The organism is Phaeodactylibacter luteus (assembly GCF_007993045.1).
Classification (GTDB): domain Bacteria; phylum Bacteroidota; class Bacteroidia; order Chitinophagales; family Saprospiraceae; genus Phaeodactylibacter; species Phaeodactylibacter luteus.
The window spans coordinates 70,986-89,588 of sequence record NZ_VOOR01000010.1 but is presented as its reverse complement, the minus strand read 5'-3'; the positions used below and the strand labels follow the sequence as shown (position 1 = coordinate 89,588).

Annotated in this window: 14 protein-coding genes; 5 read left to right on the top strand and 9 right to left on the bottom strand. The window is 54.6% G+C overall.

Annotated features, from left to right (window positions below):
• The first annotated feature begins 81 nt into the window (after window positions 1–81).
• Window positions 82–963 carry a FecR family protein gene (locus tag FRY97_RS06780; protein ID WP_147166690.1) on the top strand — a complete coding sequence of 294 codons (882 nt, stop codon included), beginning with the start codon at window positions 82–84 and terminating at the stop codon, window positions 961–963.
• On the opposite strand, the gene FRY97_RS06775 is transcribed toward FRY97_RS06780, so the two are convergent.
• The 4 genes from FRY97_RS06775 to cysC all read right to left on the bottom strand — a co-directional run bounded on the left by FRY97_RS06775 (window position 953) and on the right by cysC (window position 5,243).
• On the bottom strand, window positions 953–2,053 hold the full coding sequence (locus FRY97_RS06775) for a lectin-like domain-containing protein (RefSeq protein WP_170254533.1): 1,101 nt from the start codon (window positions 2,051–2,053) through the stop codon (window positions 953–955). The two genes, FRY97_RS06780 and FRY97_RS06775, sit on opposite strands and share 11 nt — an antisense overlap.
• A gap of 322 nt (window positions 2,054–2,375) precedes the next feature.
• Window positions 2,376–3,635, bottom strand: coding sequence for a sulfate adenylyltransferase subunit CysN (gene cysN / locus FRY97_RS06770; protein WP_147166688.1), 1,260 nt, complete (start codon window positions 3,633–3,635; stop codon window positions 2,376–2,378).
• Between the two features lie 55 nt (window positions 3,636–3,690).
• Window positions 3,691–4,599 carry a sulfate adenylyltransferase subunit CysD gene (gene cysD, locus FRY97_RS06765; RefSeq protein WP_147166687.1) on the bottom strand — a complete coding sequence of 303 codons (909 nt, stop codon included), beginning with the start codon at window positions 4,597–4,599 and terminating at the stop codon, window positions 3,691–3,693.
• Window positions 4,600–4,646: 47 nt separating this feature from the next.
• A complete protein-coding gene (cysC, locus tag FRY97_RS06760; protein WP_147166686.1) occupies window positions 4,647–5,243 on the bottom strand; it encodes an adenylyl-sulfate kinase in 597 nt (198 codons plus the stop codon).
• Between the two features lie 506 nt (window positions 5,244–5,749).
• On the opposite strand from cysC, the gene FRY97_RS06755 reads away from it, so the two are divergent.
• The 3 genes from FRY97_RS06755 to FRY97_RS06745 all read left to right on the top strand — a co-directional run bounded on the left by FRY97_RS06755 (window position 5,750) and on the right by FRY97_RS06745 (window position 10,963).
• A complete protein-coding gene (locus FRY97_RS06755) occupies window positions 5,750–6,934 on the top strand; it encodes a trans-sulfuration enzyme family protein (protein WP_147166685.1) in 1,185 nt (394 codons plus the stop codon).
• A 74-nt stretch (window positions 6,935–7,008) separates the two neighbouring features.
• Window positions 7,009–8,415: a glycosyl hydrolase family 18 protein gene (locus FRY97_RS06750; RefSeq protein WP_170254532.1), complete on the top strand. Its 1,407-nt coding sequence runs from the start codon at window positions 7,009–7,011 to the stop codon at window positions 8,413–8,415.
• A 22-nt stretch (window positions 8,416–8,437) separates the two neighbouring features.
• Window positions 8,438–10,963, top strand: coding sequence for a PIG-L family deacetylase (locus tag FRY97_RS06745; protein WP_147166683.1), 2,526 nt, complete (start codon window positions 8,438–8,440; stop codon window positions 10,961–10,963).
• 102 nt (window positions 10,964–11,065) lie between these two features.
• Here FRY97_RS06745 and FRY97_RS06740 read toward each other — a convergent pair whose 3' ends face one another.
• The 3 genes from FRY97_RS06740 to FRY97_RS06730 all read right to left on the bottom strand — a co-directional run bounded on the left by FRY97_RS06740 (window position 11,066) and on the right by FRY97_RS06730 (window position 13,845).
• Complete coding sequence (locus tag FRY97_RS06740; protein WP_147166682.1) at window positions 11,066–11,941, bottom strand: UDP-2,3-diacylglucosamine diphosphatase; 876 nt, start codon at window positions 11,939–11,941, stop codon at window positions 11,066–11,068.
• 210 nt (window positions 11,942–12,151) lie between these two features.
• Window positions 12,152–12,571: a hypothetical protein gene (locus FRY97_RS06735; RefSeq protein ID WP_147166681.1), complete on the bottom strand. Its 420-nt coding sequence runs from the start codon at window positions 12,569–12,571 to the stop codon at window positions 12,152–12,154.
• Window positions 12,572–12,981: 410 nt separating this feature from the next.
• Window positions 12,982–13,845: an AraC family transcriptional regulator gene (locus FRY97_RS06730; protein WP_147166680.1), complete on the bottom strand. Its 864-nt coding sequence runs from the start codon at window positions 13,843–13,845 to the stop codon at window positions 12,982–12,984.
• A 521-nt stretch (window positions 13,846–14,366) separates the two neighbouring features.
• On the opposite strand from FRY97_RS06730, the gene FRY97_RS06725 reads away from it, so the two are divergent.
• Window positions 14,367–15,533: an MFS transporter gene (locus FRY97_RS06725; RefSeq protein WP_170254531.1), complete on the top strand. Its 1,167-nt coding sequence runs from the start codon at window positions 14,367–14,369 to the stop codon at window positions 15,531–15,533.
• Between the two features lie 18 nt (window positions 15,534–15,551).
• On the opposite strand, the gene ggt is transcribed toward FRY97_RS06725, so the two are convergent.
• Window positions 15,552–17,288: a gamma-glutamyltransferase gene (ggt, locus tag FRY97_RS06720; protein WP_147166678.1), complete on the bottom strand. Its 1,737-nt coding sequence runs from the start codon at window positions 17,286–17,288 to the stop codon at window positions 15,552–15,554.
• Between the two features lie 482 nt (window positions 17,289–17,770).
• Entirely contained in the window at window positions 17,771–18,580 is an 810-nt protein-coding gene (locus FRY97_RS06715; RefSeq protein WP_147166677.1) for a hypothetical protein, read from the bottom strand.
• Between the last annotated feature and the right edge of the window lie 23 nt (window positions 18,581–18,603).

The window sequence follows — 18,603 nt, the reverse complement described above, 5'->3', positions numbered from 1 at the left end:
TAGGGGGACTAGAACAAAAAACGCTGGCTACCGGCATGGCAATACTTCCGGGGCAGCGCCCGTAAAAACCGCTAACCAGGCATGGATAAACACGATCAGGAAATTTGGAGAGCAATAGAGGGGTATAAGTCTGGCTTTCAGCCTAACACGGAGGCTGCCTGGCAAAAAATGCGCACCCGTATGGCGGCTGATGAAGCTGCTGCTCCGGTACGCAGCCTGCACCGCTTCTGGCTCAGGGCTGCTGCAGCTATTGTCCTAGGTATTGGCGCATTCTGGGCGTGGGAAGCCTCCACCGCCAGCGAAATGGCATACGCTACAGGCCCAGGCGAAAGCCTATCTGTTGAGCTGCCCGATGGCACTCAGGCATGGCTCAATCAAAATTCCTCCCTGGCCTTTAAATCCGAGGAGGGCGCACGCCGGGCTCTTTTTTCCGGAGAAGCTTTCTTTCAGGTAGCCAAAGACAAAGAGCGCCCCTTCCTGATCGTTTCCAAAGGGACAGAAACGCGGGTATTGGGCACCGCTTTCAATTTGCGGGCCTACCCAGAAGAGCCTACCGTAGAGGTAGAAGTAGCAGAAGGGAAAGTCCGCTTGTCTGAGCCGGAAAATGGCAAAGCGGTAGAGCTCACCCCTTTTGAGAAAGGCACTTATAACGCCAATGAAGGGGTGCTCGGCAAAAAACAAGCCCCCAACTTGAACGGCTTGGCTTGGCGTACCGGCAAACTTTCTTTCCGTCAGACTCCCCTGAGCACTGTACTGACCGACTTGGAAAGGTTTTATGGCGTAGATATCCTCCTGACAGACGCCGCCCTTAGCCATTGTACGCTGACGAGCACATTTGAGGGGGAAGCACTCGAGGAAGTATTCTTGGTCCTTTCTACCATCTTCGAGTTCAAGCTCGATAGCTCGGCGGGCCAATATGTCCTCAAGGGGGGGCGCTGCAACGGAAAAGAGCTTACACAATAGGCTTGATGAGCCTGAACTCTACTCTCCTGTTCTTTTTCCGCCCTTCAGGCGTCGAATTGGTGTGTGTGGGGTAGCCTTCACCTGCGCCTTCCGGCTTGAGCCGCTTGCCGGGAATGCCCTTTTCTCTCAAGTACTTTGCTACCGCGTTGGCTCTACGTTTGGACAATGCCAAATTGGCATCTGCATCTCCTATGCCATCGGTATGCCCAATGATATCAAGGTGGAGTTTGGGGCGCCCTTTCATGATGCGCGCCAGTTCGTCTAGCTCCTGCCTGCCCTCGGGCGTCAGTATATCACTACCGCTTTCAAATTGTATGCGCTCAAGGGTGATGAACTCCCCTTGCTTGAGCTGCTGCAGCTTGAGGCCCCTGAGCTCGAGCTCCTGCCGGTCGTCGGAAAGCGTAAAATCCAGCTTCTCTACACAGACTTTGTGGGCGTTGTTGTAAGCGCCGGTGGCGGAGGTGATGCCCCAGTATACATCGGGGTTGCCGTTGAATACTTCTGCGATCAGGTTTTCGCGGTAGGATACGACCGTCCTGCCGTCAATTTTCACTTGGAAAAGCATCTGCTCGGCGTCCCAGGTGATCCGCAAGGGGTGCTCCCGGCAATCCTCCAGGTTCGCGATAGCTTTTGGCGGGGTGAGGCCGTAGGCATGATGTACATTCCCATCCCTGAGCAGCGCAACGTGATCGGCGGCAGGGTCTCCTAAGTGCCCGTTCTCCCAAGTATCAACTTCTAGCCCAAGGGAAGGGTAAAGCCCCGCAAAACCCATGCCTTCGCCCCGGTAGCCAGTCCGTTCTGCATGGGGGTGGAAAACAAAAACCATACCGTCCGCTCCTTTTTCATCTTTGCAGCCCAGCATGAGGCGGAGCTCCATATCAAAGTTGGCCTCCAAGCTAATGGCTTTTTGGTACCAGATGCTGCCTGAAGACCACTCGAGGTCGGGGGTGAGCTGAATACAATCGCCCCCTGAAGGGCGTGCATCGCCGGCAAGGCGGAAGTCTTGTAGGGCAGCTGTGCTTTGTGCGTGCAGGCGAGCAGCTGTCAAAAGGTATAGTGCAATAATGCTTAGGGTGAGTTTGTTTTTCATGGCCAGGAGTTGTCCGTATTTGATACTGTGCAAACGGAGCTGCCTGATAAAAAGTTTGCTGGCCAGGGGTTCAAGGTGGGGCGCCATTCAGGTGGCCGATGGGAGTATAGCCTGGCATTGGCCTAGCGCTGCGAAGGGGTGGCAAGCCCGACAGGGCCGAGCGGGCAGCGAGCCCCGTAGCATAGCGGCACCTGCCCGTTGGCAGGGGCAGGCCCCTTCAAAAAACGACACTCTGGTTTGCACCCAAACTGCTTTAGGAGGAAAGAAAAAAGCGGCGGCACAACCGTATGCACCGCCGCTTTTAGCCTTGGGGCGAGCCCTGTTAAATGATCATTCCAGCACCCACCGTCTCATTGGTAGACTCGTCCACAAAAATCACGCTTCCGGTCACTCTGTTTTTCCGGTAGCTGTCGTGGAACAGCGGCTTGGTGGTCCGGATGACCACCCTTGCAATATCGTTCATGCCGATTTGCTTGTCCTCCTCGTTTCTGTGGAGGGAGTTGATATCGAGCTTGTAGCGCACCTCTTTGATGATGCAGCGCACATCTTGAGTCGTATGAAGGATGGCATACTTGCCGCGCACCTGCAGCGGGCGCTCGTTGAACCAGCAAACCATGACCTCGACATCTTGGTCGATTTCCGGGGTGTTGTTTTCTCGTACGATCATATCCCCCCTGCTCAGGTCGAGGTCGTCTTCCAACAGCATGGTCACAGACATAGGCGGGTAAGCCTCCTCTACCTCTCCGTCGAAAGTATCAATTTTTGCAATCTTGCTCGTGAAGCCAGAAGGCAGCAGCATGACCTTGTCCCCTTTCTTGAACACCCCGCCGGCTACCCGGCCTGCATAGCCCCGGTAGTCATGGTATTCATCTGTATTGGGGCGGATGACATACTGCACGGGGAAGCGGCAGTCGATGAAGTTGTAGTCGCTGCCGATATGTACGTTCTCCAGGTAGTAGAGCAGGGTGGAGCCGCCATACCAAGGCATGTTTGCTGATTTGTCCACCACATTATCGCCCATTAGTGCAGAAATGGGGATGAAGTGCACGTCATTGACATCGAGTTTGTAAGAAAACTCTTCGAAGTCAGCTTTGATCCGCTCAAAGGCCTCCTCTTTGTAATCGACGAGGTCCATTTTGTTTACACAGACGACAAGGTGGGGGATTTGCAATAGGGAAGCGATGAAGGCGTGGCGGCGGGTTTGTTCTACCACACCATGCCGGGCATCGATAAGGATAAGAGCGACATTAGCCGTCGAAGCCCCCGTCACCATATTCCGGGTATATTGTATATGGCCGGGGGTGTCCGCTATGATAAACTTGCGCTTGGGCGTAGCAAAATACCGGTAGGCCACATCAATGGTGATGCCTTGTTCGCGTTCTGCTTTCAGCCCATCGGTGAGCAGGGCAAGGTTCACACCCTCTTCGCCCCTGCGCTCTGTGCTCTGGCGCACCGCTTCGTACTGGTCTTCAAATATAGATTTGCTGTCGTACAACAGGCGGCCGATGAGGGTCGATTTCCCATCATCTACGCTGCCTGCGGTAGTAAAGCGCAAAAGCTCCATGTTTTTATAGTCAGTCATGCTGCTGTTTTGTCTTGTTTGGAAAAGGAGGTCAAGGAAAATGGATGGGGGCAACCTAGAAATAGCCCTGTTTCTTCCGGTCTTCCATAGCCGTCTCAGAGCGTTTGTCATCGGTCCGCCCGCCGCGTTCTGTTTTCCGGGCGATCGAAACTTCTTTGATGATGTCCTCAATCGTAGCGGCCTCAGATTCCCAGACGCCGGTGCAGGTCATGTCACCGATCGTCCTGCAGCGGACCATCTTCTCTTCCACTGCGGCTTGTTCTTCAGGCCGCTTGGTGATGTATTCGCAATCCGCCAATAGGGTGCCTTCCCTTTCGAAGACGGGGCGCTTGTGCGCGAAATAGAGGCTGGGGAGGGGCACCTTTTCCATGGCGAGGTACATCCAGACATCCAGTTCGGTCCAGTTGCTGATGGGGAAAACGCGGAAGTGCTCGCCGAACACCTTTTTGCCATTGAACAGGTTCCAAAGCTCAGGGCGCTGGTTTTTGGGGTCCCACTGCCCAAATTCGTCCCGATGAGAAAAGAAGCGCTCCTTGGCACGGGCTTTTTCCTCATCTCTGCGGGCACCGCCCAGGGCAGCGTCGAATTTCCCTTTCTCCAGTTCCTCCAGCAGCACATTGGTCTGCAGGTAGTTCCGGCTGGCGTTAAAACCTTTCTCTTCCACCGCCTTCCCCTGATCGATGGCCTCCTGTACCGAGCCTACAATCAGGCGGGCCCCCACGCTTGCTACCAGTTCATCCCGGTAGGCTATCGTTTCCGGGAAGTTGTGCCCGGTATCGATGTGCAATAGGGGAAAGGGGATGTTGGCAGGGTAGAACGCTTTGCGCGCCAAGTGTACCATGAGGATGGAGTCTTTTCCGCCGGAGAACATCAGTACCGGGCGCTCAAATTGGGCAGCGACTTCCCTGATGATGAATATGGACTCGGCTTCCAGCTCCTTCAGGTGGTTCAAGTTATAGCTCATAAAGATGGATAGCTTTGGCCCGCCCGGATGGCAAGGGCGGGCATGGATTAGTATTTTATGATGGGATGGATGAAGGCATACAGTTGGCCTACCGCTTCATCCAGGCTCAGCTGGTCTGTCCGGATTTCGAAGGCCGGCGACAAAGGCGCTTCGTAGGGCGCGTCTATGCCCGTGAAGCCCTTGATCTCTCCAGCTCTTGCCTTTTGGTAAAGCCCCTTTACGTCCCGCTCTTCGCACACCTCTATTGGGGCGTTGACGTAAATTTCGATGAAATCCTCTGCTCCGATAACGGCCCTGGCCATATCCCTGATCTCCCGCGTTGGGCTGATGAAGGAGTTGATGGTGATAATGCCGGAATGCAGATAGAGGCGGGCGACTTCCGCTATGCGCCGGATGTTCTCCTTGCGGTCTGCATCGCTGAAGCTGAGGTTGCTGTTGATGCCGGAGCGGATATTGTCCCCATCGAGCACTTGAGGGAAGAAGCCCTCGTTGTAAAGCCTGCGCTCCAGGTGCTGGGCAATAGTGCTTTTGCCCGATCCCGACAGCCCGGTCAGCCAAAGGGCTTTGCCTTTCTGCTTCAGCCTGCGCTCCCGGTCTTCCCGTTGCAGCAGGCGGTCAAAAATAGGGTGGATATGTTCAGCCAATGTTTTTGTTTTTTCTGCTGTGCCAATGTTGAGCAAACGAAGGTACAAAGAAATGAAGATTATCAGTGCGCGCAGCGGGCTTGTCTTAACGCATCACTCCCCAAGGGGCAAGCCGCAAACCCAGTTGCTGTTGTTTTTGGGAGGGGCCTGCCCCTGCCTCTCGGCAGGTTGCCGCTATGCTCCGGGGCTCGCTATCCGCTCGGCCCTATCGGGCTTGTACCCCTTCGCAGCGCTAGGCCATAAAATCTCCGGCAGATGCGCCCAAGCAACAGGGCAAAGATAAAGCCATGAAATAATTATACTAAATCTATAGGAAAATAGTTTTAATTAAATTGGCGGGCTATCTGGTGTGGGAGAATGCCTCAAAGTTTTACCTTTAGCGAAAGCGGACAGGCTGGGCAAGCGCCTTGCGCCCTACAGTAGAAAGAGGCGATAACAGGGCAGCGGGGGGGAGCCCCTATTGCACGGCCTGCCATTATATCGATCACACCGCAAAAGCGAAAAAAATGAGCGAACCAACCGGCCCACTGCATTTCGAGACCCGTGCTGTACGCGAGCAAATGGAGCGCACCGGCTACCGGGAGCACAGCATGCCGATGTTCCTGACCTCCAGTTTTGTTTTCCCCGGGCCAGAGCGCATGGAAGAAGCTTTTACCGGGGGCAATGACGACATCATCTATACCCGCTACAACAACCCCAACAACGACGAGCTTATCCGAAAGGTGTGCAGCCTGGAAGGCGCTGAGGATGGGTTCGCTACAGCTTCGGGCATGGCCGCTGTCTTTGCCAGTATGGCTGCTTTCCTGGAAGCAGGCGATCATGTGCTGGCCTCCCGTGCAGTTTTTGGCTCAACCCATCAGATTTTAGCTTCCCTTTTCCCCCGTTGGGGCATTTCGTATACTTATGTAGACCCATTGGACATCGACACCTGGGAGGCCCATATCCGGCCGGAAACCAAGATGATTGTACTGGAGACGCCCTCCAATCCTGGCCTGCAATTGATTGACCTGGAGAAGGCTGGAGCCTTGGCGGATAAGCACGGGCTCATTTTAAATGTAGACAATTGCTTCGCAACGCCTTACCTGCAGCGCCCTGCAGCCTATGGGGCAGGCCTGGTCGTGCATTCCGCTACCAAGTGGATGGACGGGCAAGGCCGGGTCTTGGGCGGGCTGATCGTGGGCAAAGCAGAGCTGATTGAGCAAGTGCGGTTTTTCTGCCGGCATACCGGCCCTGCCATGTCGCCCTTCCATGCATGGGTGTTTTCTAAAAGCTTGGAGACGCTGGCGGTGCGTATGGAGCGCCACTGTGCCAACGCGCTGCAGCTGGCAGGCGCATTAGAGAACAGTGCACTGGTAGAGCGCGTGTTCTACCCCCATCTGCCTTCCCACCCACAGTACGAGCTGGCGAAAAGGCAGATGTCTATGGGCGGCGGTATCGTAGCTTTTGAGCTGAAGGGCGGGCTGCCTGCGGGGCGGCGTTTCCTTAGCCGGCTCAAGCTCTGCTCCCTGTCCTCCAACCTCGGCGATACCCGCACTATTGTTACCCACCCGGCTTCTACGACCCACAGCAAGCTGAAAGAAGAAGAGCGCCTTGCGGTTGGCATAACCCCGGGCATGGTGCGCGTATCGGTAGGCCTGGAGCACCCCGAAGATGTCATCGCCGACTTGTTGCAGGCACTGGGCGAAGGATAGGGGCCGCTGTAAAGGTTAGGGGCTATATGTATGCAGATAATTATTATATTCGAGCCAAGTCAAATCACTCCCCCATGAATCGGATCGGCTATCTGCTGCCTGCTCTTATCTTCTGCCTATTTACCGCCAAGCTTGCTCTGGCGCAGCGGGTGGTCGGTTATCTACAGTTTCAGCGGGAGCCCATTCTCCATCAGGTAGAGATGGACAAGCTCACCCACCTCTGCATAGCCTTTGCCAACCCGGATGCCCATGGCAACCTTCAGACCAGCAATGTGGATATTTCGCCCATCGTAAGGGAAGCCCAGCGCCATGGGGTCAAAGTCTTGATCTCCCTGGCCGGCGGTGCTTTACAGGAAGACTGGCAGCAAGCTTGGTCGCATTACCTTCAGCCGCAGCAGCGGGCCGCCTTTGTTGCCCGCATCATGGATTACGTCCGCATCCACAGCCTGGATGGGGTAGATGTAGACCTAGAATGGAAAATGGTCGATGCCAACTATAGCGGGTTTGTCTTGGCGCTCAAGGCAGCCCTGGACAGAGAGCAGAAGCTCCTGACTGCTGCATTCCCTGCCAAGACGCGGTACCGGCATGTGAGTGATGAAGCGCTCCTTGCTTTTGATTTTATCAATATCATGGCTTACGACCTCACCGGGCCTTGGACTCCAGACCGGGCGGGGCAGCACGCACCTATAAGCTTGGCCAGGGCTTCCCTGAGTTATTGGGAAGCACAGGGCGTGCCCCGCGGCAAAATCGTACTGGGCCTGCCTTTTTACGGCTGGGATTTTACCGACCGCAGCCGCATCCGCTCGGTCAATTATGGGGCTATTGTGAGCCAAAACCCAGCCCATGCTTATCTAGACCAAGTGGGGCAGTTGTATTTCAATGGGCTGGCCACCATTAAAGCTAAAACTAGGCTCGCCTTGGAAGAGGCTGGCGGTGTCATGTTATGGGAACTGGGCCGGGATGCCTTCAATGAATATTCTCTTTTGAGGGCTGTGCATTATGAACTGAAGGGAGGCCCGGCCCTGGCAGCAGACCGCCCTCCGCAGCCTAAGGCGCTGTCTGAAGGGGCAGCTGTTGAAAGCCCTGGCCAGGCCGCTGCCCGCCGCCCCATCGTGCCGGCGGCTGCTGCAAGAGGGTTTGGCGAAGGCCGGCTGCTGTCAGCCCAAAATGACTACCGGTTAAAAGTAGAGCCGGTGCCTAACCCGTTCCAAGATTCTGTAGCGATCATCAGCCACGAGACAGAGCCGCTTGAGCTGGTTTTGATAGACAGCCGGGGCAAGGTGCTCCGGGAGGCTATCCTTCAGCCCTATGCTAAAGTGACCTGGGAAACATCCAGCTTCCCATATGGTTATTATACTTTGACTGCTATGGTCGGGGAACGACAAGCAGCCCGGAAACTGGTGAAGCAAATCAGGGCAGGCGCAGGCCCCCGCGAGGAGCAGGGGCAGCAAGATATACTCGAGGGCTGGCCCGTTCATTAACCAAAACGAAAAGTTGAATTTTATGCAAAATCTACGCTTACCGCACTTGGCTGTGCTATTTGCCATTGTGTGCCTGTCGTGGCATGGGCTGCAAGCCCAAGCCCCAAAGCGGTGGACTACAGGCGACATTTACCAAGGAATACAACAATTGAACTTCCTGGGCTCGGCTTTGTACGTGGCTGCCCACCCCGATGATGAGAACCAACGGCTGATCGCTTACCTGGCCAACGAGGAGAAAGCAGAGACCGCCTACCTTTCCCTGACCCGGGGCGATGGAGGGCAGAACCTGATCGGGCCTGAGATCCGGGAGTTGCTTGGTGTCATCCGTACGCAGGAGCTGCTCGGTGCCCGCCGTACGGACGGGGGGGAGCAGTTGTTTTCCCGCGCCAATGATTTTGGCTACTCCAAGCACCCCGATGAGACCCTGAAAATCTGGGAAGAAGATGAGGTGCTGGCCGATGTGGTCTGGGCCATCCGGAAATGGCGGCCAGACGTGATCGTCAACCGGTTTGATCATCGCAGCCCGGGCCGTACACACGGGCATCATACTTCCTCGGCCATGTTGTCCTACGAAGCTTTTGACCTGGCAGCGGACCCTTCCGTCTTTCCCGAGCAGCTCAAGTATGTAGCGCCTTGGCAGCCCCGCCGGCTGTTCTTCAATACGTCGTGGTGGTTTTATGGGAGCCAGGAAGCATTTGACGAGGCAGACAAGTCTAGCATGATGAGCGTAGACATAGGGGTGTATTACCCCATGAGGGGAAAGTCCAATAATGAAATCGCGGCTGAAGCCCGCAGCATGCACAAGTGCCAAGGCTTTGGGGCCACCCTGAGCCGAGGTGCTCAACAGGAATACCTGGAACTGTTGAAAGGGGATATGCCGGCTCGCAAAGAACGGCTGTTTGAAGGGATCAACACCACTTGGTCCCGGGTGGAAGGTGGCGAGAAAGTAGGCGAAATCTTAGAGGAGGCCATCCGGGCTTATGACTTCACAAAGCCGCATGCCTCTGTGCCCAAGCTGTTGCAGGCTTACAAAGCAATGGCCTCGCTCGATGGTTTTTGGCCGCGGAAAAAAGAAAAGGAGCTGCAGGAGATTATCCTCGCCTGCATGGGGCTCTATCTGGAGGCTACCGCTGAAGAATATTCTGCAACCCCGGGCGAAGCAGTGGAGCTGAGCCTCGAAGTGGTCAACCGGTCTGAGGTAGCGGTTGCGCTTTCAAGTGTAGCCTACCTGCCCTTTGACCGCGACACTGCCTTGGCTCTTGTTTTGGAAAACAACCAAGAGTACAAATGGTACAAAACGGTCACGATACCAGAAGATATGGCGTATACCAACCCCTACTGGCTGAACGAGCCCGGCAGCTTGGGCATGTACAAGGTAGAAGCGCAGGAAATGCGGGGTTTGCCAGAAACGCCACGGCCCCTGCATGTTGTGTTCAGGTTGAATGTAGATGGGGTTGCCCTGGCAGTACAAAGGCCAGTTGTGTTCAAGGAAACGGACCCTGCCAAGGGGGAAGTGTACCGGCCTTTTGAAATTACCCCCCCAGTTTTTGCAAACCTCAGCGAGAGCGTTTATGTGTTTGCCAGCGAAGCAGCGCAGCCGGTCAGTGTCCGCGTCAGGGCAGGAGCGGATAGCATATCTGGCAAGGTAAGGTTGAGGGTGCCTGAAGGTTGGAGGGCCGAGCCTGCTGCACAAGAAGTTTCCCTTGCGGCAAAATCAGCAGATCAGGTTTTTAGTTTCACCTTGTTCCCGCCCAAAGAACAGTCGGAGGGGTATATCTCCCCAGAGGTAGAGTTGGAAAACGGCAAGGCTTACAGCCGCGGGCTAGACCTCATCAGTTATGACCACATCCCTGCTCAGACGGTCATGCTGGAAAGCCGTGCCCGGGTAGCTCGTGTAGACTTGAAAACTGCGGGCCGCCGCATCGGCTATCTTATGGGGGCTGGGGATGTAGTGCCCAACAGCCTTGAGCAGATGGGCTATGAGGTAGAACTGCTGGAAGATGACGACCTCTCTGTTGAGTACCTCAAAAAGTTTGATGCTGTGGTGCTGGGCGTCCGGGTATACAATACCAATGAACGGATGGCTTTTCATCAGGATGCGCTGATGGGGTACGTGAAGCAGGGCGGTACCGTGGTCGCACAGTACAATACCTCCCGTGGGCTCAAGGTGAAATCCGAAGACATTGGCCCTTACCCCTTTAAGCTGTCCCGAGACCGGGTCACGGTGGAAGAAGCGCCGGTTGAGGTTTTAGCCCCCGGCCACCCGGTTTTGAACTGGCCCAATAAAATAACGGAGCAGGATTTTGAAGGCTGGGTGCAGGAACGTGGGCTGTACTTCCCAAATGAATGGTCAGAAGAGTACACCGCGGTCCTTTCTTCCCATGATCCGGGCGAAGACCCCAAAAAAGGCGGCCTGCTCGTTGCCCAGTATGGGGAGGGCTACTATGTTTATAGTGGCTATAGCTGGTTCCGTGAGTTGCCGGCAGGGGTGCCGGGCGCGTTCCGCCTCTTTGCTAATTTGGTCTCCTTGGGGCAGCAGGAGCGTTGACCCCCAGCCAAAAGCCGCTTTGGAGGCCTTCTCCAAAGCGGCTTTTGGTTTTCTGCAAGATAGTATCGGCAGCGGTGGGCATACCGCAAAGGTGCTGCCGCCCTATCTGCCGCCCTGTTGAGTGATCTGCTGGAAGATGTCTTCTGTACTGATATGGCCAGCCAGGTCTTCATCAAGGAGTTCCGCGTTTTCGGTATGCTGCCCTTTCACCTGTAGCTTAGGGCTGACCACTTCGTAGTCTGCTTCATCATACTCGTAAATGGACCAACGGCCCCAATTGTACTCAAGGGCGGTCAGGCTTTCTACCCAATCGCCAGAGTTCAGGTAAGAGACCTGCCTGCCGTTGACGGTCTCCGTCCGCATTTGTGCACGGTGGATGTGCCCGCAAATGACATAGTCGTACTCTTTTTCTGCTGCGAGCTGTATAGCGGTGTCCTCAAAGTCCCCTATGAATTTAATGGCTTCTTTGACAGAAGCTTTGATCCGCTTGGCAAAAGACATCCGGGGCTTGCCCATTGCCATACGTGCTTTGTTGATAAAGCGGTTGAGCACAATTAGCCAGTCATAGCCTTTGCCGCCCAGCTTAGAGATGAAAGGGGAGTACTGAATGAACAGGTCGAATATGTCGCCATGGAAAATCCAGTAGGTCTTGTCTTTAAGCTGCAGCAGCAGCTTGTCCCGAAGATGTATGTTGCCCGAAGAGAAATCAGAGTACCGCCGCAGCGCATCGTCATGGTTGCCCGTGATGTAGTACACCTTAGTGCCCTTAGCAGCCATTTTCAGGATGCGCTGAATGACCTGTATGTGCTCTTTGGGAAAGTACCGCTTCCGGAACTGCCACATGTCCACGAAATCCCCATTGAGGATAAGGGTTTCTGGCTTGATGCTCTTGAGGTAATTGAGGAGCTCTTTGGCATGGCAGCCATAAGTGCCCAAGTGTACATCAGAAATGATAACGATGTCAAGTTCCCGTTTCATAAGCGCTCTTCAACGGCGATGCCGGATTTTTATAATGAGCACAAAATCAATACTTTTTGTAAAGTGTATGTAAAACGGGAATTACGATTGGTTTAACCTTTGGAGGGGGGTATCAAAAAGCCCGGCTGGGGGCATTCCAGCCGGGCTTTTTGCGCACAAGCGCTTATCTAAGCGCCATTGGGCACAGGGCAATTTGTGGGCTTTGCCACACTATTCCACGCGCTTAAAGATACGGGGGAAGTTGAGGCGGCCCTCTTTGGCGATAGGCTCGAGCACCAGCTTGTTGCCGCTGATCGACAAAATCTTGCTGGGCTTCCCTTTGGCGCCGAGGTTGATGGTCAGTTCACTGCCATCTGCGTTGAGCTCCCAAGTGCCGCTCAGTGGAGAGCCGGCAGCAGCGTTGAGCAAAAGCTGCCCATCTTCCTGGAACACAAAGACGTCTCGGGAATACATATCGGCAAACTGTTGCACATTCAGGATTTCCTGGTCTGAGACAGCTTCGCGCTCTTTTACGGCCTGTACCATAGCATCTTTGTTGTACTGCCAGTTGCCGATCAGTTGCTGTTTGGCCGCTTCATTGCTGGTGCAAGAAACCAAGGCTACCAGCGCAAGAAAGAGTAATTTCTTCATGGGATATACAGTTCTTTTGGTCCACGTTTCTGCTCCCGGTTTTGAATGGGGAGCATTTAGAGCTCGTTGAGATTTTCTGCTAGGTGACAAAATGCCAGCCAGCTCTGAATTCAAACAGGGCAAAAGTAGGATTTGAACAGCAAATCCTACTGTTTTTGCGCTATATTTTTCGCAAGTGCCAGGTGCGTTGGAAAAGGGCGCGGACCAGATTGTCGTTTTTGGAGGGGCCTGCCCCTGCCAGCAGGCAGGTGCCGCTATGCTCCGGGGCTCGCTATCCGCTCGGCCCCTCGCCCTACAGGCGTCGGGTCTGGCCTTCGGCCACCCCTGCGCAGCGCTAGGCCAGTGCCAGGCTAGATAAACGCCTGCGATGTTTTGGTTCGCACCTTGGAAAACAAGGCCGTTGCTTTTTCTCAGGATACGACCTTTTTGATGCCTTTTCGGTATTCCCTGGGGCTTTGCCCAGTGATCCCCTTGAACTGCCGGTTGAAGTGAGATAAGTTGTTGAACCCACTTTCAAAACTGACGGCCGCGATGGTCAGCTGATCGTCGCCCAGCAGGCGGCAGGCATGTGCAATACGGAATTCATTGACAAATTGGCTGAAGGTTTTTCGCGTCAGTTTCTTGAAGTACCGGCAAAATGCGGGCACCGTCATGCTGACCAGCTTTGAAGCTTCATCCAGGTTGGCCTCTTCCTGGAAGTTGTCCTGTACATATTGGTAGATCGCTTCCATGCGGTCTTGGTCCTGTGCATTGACCTCCAGCGCAAAGCCACTGGCATTCAGCAGCTGATACTCCTCCGAGCCTGCCAGGCCCTGCAAAATGGAAAGGAGGGTCATCAGGCGGTCAAAACTGTTTTGAGGCCCCATGCCCTTCAGGCGTTCCCCTACTTCTTTTTTGGTATTGCCATGGAAGGAAAGGCCCTGCCGGGAGCGTTCGAACAGCTGCCTGATGCGGGCCATCTCTGGCTTGTTCAGGAAATCAGGGCCAAGGAAGTCTTCTTTCATCTGGACAACGATCTCCACGTGTGCCTCGAATACTTCCTCTGTAAAGCCGAAGTGGGGGAGGTTGGGGCCGAGGAATATCAGGTCGCCATCTTCAAAGTAGGAAATGTGGTCCCCGATATGGCGTTTGCCCCGGCCATTGGAGATGTATACGATTTCGTATTCTGGGTGGAAGTGCCAGCTAGGCCGGTTGCAGGCTTGCTTGTCGTCAAACCTCCGGAGGGTAAATGAGCTGCCGAATACGGGCTCGATTTTTTCAAGGATTGCTTTCATAGGGATTATCGATATAGCTGCCGGATGTTGCCCGGGCCTATTTTTTTTAAAAAAACATCCACCTCCATGCAGCGGGGCAAGCTGTGCCCGCCCTCCTTGATCAGGAGGTGAAACTTGTGCCGTATATAATTTGGTATTTGGCAGGCTCAGGGGGTGGTTTGTGCCCCTGTCTAAGGGTTGGGTAAATAACTTTTGGCAAGGTTTTCCATGCCCTATCTGCTTGAGAATACAATAGTTAAGCCAGAAAAGTTCACCTGCTCAGGAAGGGTTAATATGGTATGACAAAGGGTCAAAATAAAGGAGGACTGTTGCCGCGAGCAGGCCTACCTTTGCGGTGTCGTAAAAGAATATATTGAGTTTCATACACTACTATTGAGATGTGGTAGCTGTCCTGGTAAGGGGCGGCTGCCTTTTTTTATGGCAGCTCCGGCATGAGGCCGGGGGATTAAAAAAAACAAGGCCGGATTATCGTGCAGGCCGTTTAGCTTTGCACCATGAGCCGGCCTGAATTGAAAAAGCATATGATTCGGACTATCCGTACCCTGGCGTTCCACACGCCAAGCTTATCGGTTGGGATGACCTTTTTTACGTTGAGCCTTTTATTCGGCAGCTGGCTGGGGCGTTTGCCGGAAGTACAGCTGGCCCTCTCGCTTTCGGAGGGGCAGCTGGGCTTTGCCCTGCTCGGGCTGCCGGTAGGTGCCCTGATCATGATGCCGCTTTCAGGCTGGCTGGGCCGCAGGCTCAGCACAGGGCAGGCCATGACGTTTTCTACCCTACTGTTCTGCAGTTTGTTCCCGCTGCCTGCATTCGCGCAGGGAGCATGGGGCTTGTTTTTCCTTTTGTCCCTAGTGGGCCTTAGCAATAGCTTCATGAACATTTCGATGAACGCCGCTGCCGCTGCAGTGGAGCGGGAGTACAGCGTGGCCATTATGTCGGCCTGCCATGGCATGTTCAGCCTAGGGGCCATGTTGGGCGCGGGGTCCTCGGGCCTGATCGCCTCTATGGGCGTGCCCCTTCAGGCGCATTTGATCGGGGTGTCGATATTGATGGTGGGGCTGCATTTTTATTTCCGCGCGGCCATACGCCACCTGCCTGCGCAGCCCTCTGGCCCGTTGAAAAAGCAGGCTTTCGAGTGGCCTTCGGGGGCGTTGCTGGGTTTAGCTTTCATCGGTTTTTGCATCATGATAGGAGAGGGCGCGGTAGCCGATTGGGGCGCGATTTATCTGCGGCAGGACTTGGGCGCAGACCCCTTCCTTGCGAGTATGGGGTATGCCGGTTTTTCACTTTCCATGGCTATGGGCCGCTTTGCAGGGGACTCCCTCAGTTTGGCACTGGGCAACCGGAGGGTCATTATCGGCGGTAGTTTGATTGGTGCGCTGGGCGTGCTGCTGGCTATACTGGCCGATATGCCCATTCTGGCTATTGTCGGGTTTACGGTAGTAGGCATCGGCTTTTCGAGTGTGGTCCCTTTGCTTTTTGGCGCAGCTTCCCGTGTGCCTACTGGTTCTGTGGGCGGCAATATTGCGACAGTCGCGACATCGGGCGTCATCGGCTTCCTGATCGCCCCGCCTTTGATCGGGATGGTCAGCGAGCACTTTGGCCTCCGGTCCGGCCTGCTGATTGTCCTTTGCCTAGCTGTGGCGGCAGGCGTTGTCGCTTTCCGGAGCACGGCAACGGCAAGAAGCTAAACATGCGCTCCTGCTGCATCAATAAGCCCGGGCATCATCGTCTGGATTTCGGGGGTCTCCCGCAGCATGAAGGCGCCCCTCCTCATCCTTCAGCACGGCTTTGATAACGGCCATACGGTCAATCTCCCGGATTTCATGCCCCATAGCTTTGAGGGCTTGCTGTACGCTGTCTGGCAGCCCGCCTTTTTCCAGCAAAATCTGGTCGGGCAGCCACTGATGGTGGAAGCGCCCGGCATTGATCGCCTCGGGCAGTGGCATCCCAAACTCAGCAACGTTTAGGAAGACCTGGAAAACTGCAGTGATGATGGTGCTCCCGCCCGGGGCCCCAAGGACCAAAAACAGCTCCCCGTCTTTTTCCACAATAGTGGGGGTCATGGAGCTGAGCATGCGCTTGCCTGGCGCGATGGCGTTGGCCTCAGCCCCTACCAGGCCAAATTGGTTGGGGACGCCTGGCTTGGCGCTGAAGTCGTCCATTTCGTTGTTCAAAAAAAAACCCCCTTCGCGCACAAAGACTTTGCTGCCGTAGTTGCTGTTGAGGGTGGTGGTGACGGAGACCGCCTGGCCCTCGGGCGATACCACTGAGGTGTGGGTGGTCTCAAAGCTCTCTTTGACCAGGGTAAAGTTGCCGGCAGCCAACTGGCCCGAGGCGGTGGCAGTATCCGGCGTGAAATCGGCCATACGGCTAGCCAGGTAAAGGGAGTCCATCAGCTTTTCCATCGGCACATCATAGAAGTCAAGGTCTCCAAGGTGCTGCGCCCGGTCGGCGAACGCCCGCCGCTCCGCTTCCACCATGAGGTGTACGGCTGCCGTGTGGTGAAAACCCATTTCCCCAATCGCGTAGGGCTCCACCATCTCCAACATTTGCGAAAGCGCTACCCCTCCGCTCGAAGGGGGCGGCATAGACCATACCGTGTAGCCTTTGTAGCGGGAAGCTGTGGGCACCCGCCATACTGCTTCATAAGCCGCGAGGTCGGCTGTAGTGATCAGCCCGTCTTTCTCATCCATGGTTGCAGCGATAGCCTGGGCCACTTTGCCCTTGTAAAAGCCTATTGCACCTTGATCCCGGATAGCCCTTAGGGTCGATGCCAGCTCAGGCTGCCGGAACCAATCTCCACGTTCAAAATGGTTTTTTATGAATGGTATACCTGGCTCGTTGTGAGCAAGGAATTCCTCTTGGAAACGATTGAGCCGTTCGGCCTCTGCTTGGGAAAGCTGAAAGCCCTGTGCTGCATAATCGATAGCAGGCTGTAGCAGGGCAGACCAATCTTTGAGCGCACTGTATTTTTCGAAAGCAGCTTCCATTCCAGCTACTGTGCCCGGTACGCCAACAGCTAGGGCGCCCGATCGGCTCAGCCCGTCAATGACCTGCCCGGTGCTGTCCAGGTACATGTTTTTATGGGCCTGTGAAGGCGCTTTCTCCCTGTAATCCAGGGCATGCACTTCTCCTTCGGGCTGCCTGATGACCATAAAGCCTCCGCCGCCCAGGTTGCCAGCTCGCGGGTAGACTACAGCCATAGCAAATTGAACGGCGATCGCTGCATCGACGGCGTTCCCTCCTTGCCGGAGGACTTTTAGCCCGGCCTCAGTTGCAAGCGGATGAGGCGAAACGAGGGCTGCTTGCTCACCTATTGCGGTTTTTTGTGCCGTATAAGTAGGTGCGCCTATCTTGTTTTTACAGCTTAAAGCATTGATTATCAAAGTAATAAGTATGAATAGGGCCAGTTTATCCTGAAGAAGGAGGTTCGTTGGTTTCATTTTTGGCACGGTTGTTGGATATAGGTAAGTGTCCTGAAAAAGGAACTACATCAAAATCAAAAGATGGTTTTGGCGGGGCAACGCCCCGCACCAAGGCTGTCAAAATACAAAATCTCCGGTACCTATGGGCAGCCATTGTGCCGGACTGATTTCGCCAACTTCGAAAGGGAATTTTAACTGTGCAGCCTGCATCCTGAACTTCAAAAGGGGAGGGGGCAGGTAGGGGTAATAAAACTAACTGCTTTGCAGGCTGCACTTTTTCCGCTCAAGCGGAGCCCTTCACAAAATAACCGGGGCGGCAAGCCGGCCCTGAAAATTTAGTTTGTTTGTTAGTAGCCAAAGGGCTACTGGTTTACTGGCTTTTGGGTGCTGCCGTGCAAGTTCGCGAGCAGCACTTTTTTATTTTTATCGCATATAAAAAATGCAGGCTGCGCACTTTCGCAGCCTGCATTTTCTCAGGTATATAAAGATACAAGGGCAGTTTATCCGGCCGGCTGCTCTTCCTGAAGGGTGAAAGTCCGGGAGACCGGATTGAGCGGGGTGTCAATTGCATTGCCCGCTTTGTCCACAAGCGTCAGCTTGATGGTGTTTTCGCCCATAGGCATTCCTTCGATATAATAGGGCTGCCAAGTATCTATCTTATGGACTTCCCCGTTGATCTCTGCCATTACGAAGTGCTCTGTGCCGAAGCCGGGCACATTAGCGAGGTAAAAGTCGAGCATGACTTTTTCGGTTTCTGCAGCTCCGGTGTAGGTGCCTTTAGGGCGGCTGTAGAAGAGCATAGGCGCCTCAATGTCCGAGGTAGCCTCAAAGCCGTTGTCTTTTACCGTAACCGCTTTGGCGACATGGGCAGCATCTGTTTTGATGCTCTCGTGGTAGGAGCGCGATAGGAAAGCGAGCATATAGTGCTCCCCGTCTGGGATTTCGTATGCAAAACTTGATTCGTACTTTGCGGCATACGGCTGATCGTCAATAATCAGGTGTATATGCTGCCCTTTTGCACTGTTGGCGCACATTTTCGCGCCTGCGTCCGGAGTCTGCACGCCGAGCTCGTAGGTTTCTCCTTCTATACCAAAGTCAAATTGCCCGGCAGCGTAGTTTACTGAGGCAATTTTGGCATCGGGGTAAGCTGTAGATGCAGTGAAAGGGGTGAGGGTGTACTTCAGTTCAGGAGCTGCAGTTTCCTCCATTTCGTTGGTTTCGTTCGAAGCCTGCTGCTCCCCTCCTGCGTTGTTCTGGCAAGCTGCCATTAGTACAGCGAGCATGAAAATAAGGCTCAGTGTTCTCATCATTAATCTGATTTAGGTTTCTACTT